The organism is Anaerosporobacter sp. (genome assembly GCF_031551385.1).
Lineage (GTDB): Bacteria > Bacillota > Clostridia > Lachnospirales > Lachnospiraceae > Anaerosporobacter.
Window position 1 is genome coordinate 1 of sequence record NZ_JAVBNS010000128.1, and the last position, 3,390, is coordinate 3,390.

Here is a 3,390-nt window from a genome sequence, read left to right on the forward strand (position 1 = left end):
AGTTTCTACCCTCACTTGTGTATCTATAACGTAGATATGCAAAACTTCACTACCTATCCTGCTTCTTCGTTGCCGCCCTATAATAAAGAAACGATAGCAAAACACCTAAAGCACTTCTTAGTGTGTATTCAGTAATGTAGGAAGGCTCGGCATGGACGCCGAGCCAGTCTTCGCTGAGGCAGGATGCCGAATCGAAGACGTGTCCGTACACTTTCACTACCTAACCATACACACTTAGAAGTCCTTAGGTGTGTAGCGTGTTTCGTATTATAGGGTGGCAACGAAGAAGCTCTATAAACATAGTAAAGTTTTGCAAGCATACTTACATTGAGGTTTTCACACTTCGATAGGCAGCAGGGGATATCCCTGTTGTCTTTTTGAACTGCCTAGAAAATCCATAGCTATCTGCATAGCCAACTAATATAGCCGTTTCTTTAATACTTACGCCAGATAGAATCATAAGTTCTGCTTGGTGTATTCGCTGGCTTGTTCGGTATTGCATTGGTGACACCCCTTGCGTTTCGCGAAAAACTTTTCGGAAGTTTTCATAGCTCATTCCAATATCTTGCGCAAGAGATTCTAATGGAATATCTTTCTCCAAATCACTTGCTAGTACATTTTTTGCTTTCAGAATCGCTGCATCCTGTTTGCATTGTGTATTTGTAATACTATTATTATGCAACTGTATTACCATCTTCTGTAATTCTAGCAGAAAGATTGGTAACTCCTCTACTCTTGCCTTCTTTAGATTTTCTAACTCAAATATTAAGTATTGTATTACATCTTGTGTTATTATACATGTTCTCACTGGTGTTTTTGTAGGAAGCATATTCATACCTTGCAGATAATCAAATGAACTTTTTCCAAAATTAACAAAAAACTCTAACCAATCTTCACTCTCAACTTCCGTCGTATGTACCTCATAGGGAAATCGTTGCACAAGCGAGCCTGGTTGCAAGCGATATTCGTTTCCTTGTTTATCTCGATATACTCCCTCTCCAGATAGCAATAGGAAACAACTATAGAATTGCAATTGCAGATTTTTCTCAGAATCAATTCCTTTCTCTTTCCTCATAAAACCGCATGACATAACTCCGTTATTAAAATCATCTCCAAGTCTATAATAACTACCTTCATTCTTCTGTAGTCGCAACTGTGGATATATCTGTAGTATTTCTTCTAGCATAGTTTCACCTCTTTTACCAAAATGGATAAAACATTCACCATTCCAAGCATTTTAAATTCCTATAATTCTTTATATACTAACTATAACAAATCAAAAGATTGCAGTAAAGGTCTTGATATTTCAAAAGGTTTCTACTTTTTATGTTATTTCATTAAAATACCGCTATAGGTTGAAACATTCCATATCAGACAAACCAAACAAAAAATACTGCTACAAGAAAGGTGTGGGTATTACTATGAGAGAGAATATGAAACGTAACCGTGTAAATGGGTTTCTTAATGTAGATGGACGCAAAATTGTGAATGAATTGGGCGAAGAAATTATATTAACTGGTTGGGGACTTGGCAATTGGTTATTACAAGAGGGATATATGTGGAAAGCACTTGGCAGCAAACGCTTTGACCGTCCACGTAGAATTGAAGCTGTTATTGAAGAACTTACTGGCAAAGAATATGCCGATAGCTTTTGGAAAACATATCGCCAAAACTATGTAACAGAAGCTGATATTCGTTACATGGCTGAACTTGGATATAATTCTGTTCGTATTCCTATTAATGCTCGTCTCTTTCTTGAAGAAGGCGAAGGAATTCATTGGGTTGATGAAGGTTTTGAATTATTAGATCGATGCATTGATTGGTGTGAAGCTTATGGCCTCTATGTATTCCTAGACTTACACGGTGCACCTGGTGGACAAACTGGTGACAACATTGATGATTCTATTGATGATGTTCCAAGACTATTCACTGATCAAGATTGCTTTGACAAAGGTATTGCGTTATGGAAGAAGTTAGCACAGCGTTACTGCGATCGTTACATTATAGCTGGTTATGACTTATTAAATGAACCAATCCGTCCAAAACGTTTTGCAGATGATACTGATTTTGACCATCTTCTACCTAGATTAAAGGAATTCTACGAAACAGCAATTTATGAAATTCGTAAAATAGATAAAAAACACCTTATCTCACTAGAAGGACACCACTGGGCATCTGCGAAAAATATTTTCTGCAAAAAATATGATGACAAAATGATAATACATTTTCACCGTTACGCTTGTTTACCAGATATCTCTTGCTATCAAGAATTCCTTACATTAGCTGAAGAATGGGATTGTCCATTATGGCTTGGAGAAACTGGCGAGAACTATATTGAATGGTTCACTGCTATGTACCCACTTGCAGCAGAACTTGGCATCGGATACAATATATGGCCTTGGAAGAAGATGGACTGCACGAACTCTCCTTGTTCTATTAAGAGACCCGAAAACTGGGAGGCTATTATTAATTATGCAGAAGGCGCAGCACATCCTGGTTATGACGTTGCGAGAGGTATTCTTGATGAATTCTTAGAAAAAATCAAATTGAAAAACTGCGATAAATTAACACAAGTATCTAATGCTGTTCTAAGACAACCGGGTTGCGTTATTCGTGGAACTGATTTTGACCATTTTCCAGGGAAGGGTATCTCCTATTCAGGACTTAGAGAAGAGACGAATCTTATACGCTACCGCTATCGTACTGGTATGGAAATCGTTGAACAATACAAAGATTTGCCAAAGACATTCGGATTTGACTGTGGCTTTAAACGTTATGTATTAGAACTTGCCAAAGACGAGTTCGCTGTATATTCTCTTGAAGATGTAGTCGATACTTCTACAATATGCATTCACTATATCTGCGAAGAGTCAAGCATACTAGAAGTTTATCAAGATGAACGCCTTCTTACTACATACAATTTAGAAGGAGATTCCACTTTGCAAATTTCAGATTCCATTTCACTAGCGAAACCTAACTATGAATTTGACAACACAAAAATCAAATTGCGTGTTGCCTCTGGAGTTGTTAAAATGGACTCCATTCATACCAATTGATATATCTCGTTTACAAAGGAAAGGAGCGCATTCCTATATGACGCCTGCTAAGACAGCAACGAATGAGACAAAAGAGTTTTTTCAAGGTATTCTTATTATTGGAATTCCTGTTATTATACAAAATTTTATTAACAGCTTAGTTAACATGGCCGATGTATTCATGGTTGGAAAACTTGGAGAGGTAGCTATCACAAGCTCCTCTCTCGGTAACTCCTGGTTCTTTGTCTATATATTACTCTGCGGTGGCATTACTGCTGCGGGCAGTATATTCATATCACAACATTGGGGCAATCGAGAACTGGATAAGATTCATCAGTATATAGGCATTATGATT

3 protein-coding genes are annotated in these 3,390 nt (G+C 37.4%); 2 read left to right on the forward strand and 1 reads right to left on the reverse strand.

Going from position 1 to position 3,390, the window contains the following annotated elements; all coding sequences use genetic code 11:
* Positions 1–322: 322 nt before the first annotated feature.
* Positions 323–1,186, reverse strand: a complete 864-nt coding sequence (locus tag RMR19_RS10865; protein ID WP_310603512.1) for a helix-turn-helix transcriptional regulator — start codon at positions 1,184–1,186, stop codon at positions 323–325.
* Positions 1,187–1,421: 235 nt separating this feature from the next.
* Between RMR19_RS10865 and RMR19_RS10870 the strand changes: the two genes are divergently transcribed.
* Together RMR19_RS10870 and RMR19_RS10875 are read left to right on the forward strand one after the other, a co-directional pair.
* On the forward strand, positions 1,422–3,056 hold the full coding sequence (locus RMR19_RS10870; RefSeq protein ID WP_310603513.1) for a glycoside hydrolase family 5 protein: 1,635 nt from the start codon (positions 1,422–1,424) through the stop codon (positions 3,054–3,056).
* Positions 3,057–3,093: 37 nt separating this feature from the next.
* Positions 3,094–3,390: MATE family efflux transporter (locus RMR19_RS10875; protein WP_310603514.1), on the forward strand; the 297-nt coding region annotated here is incomplete at its 3' end.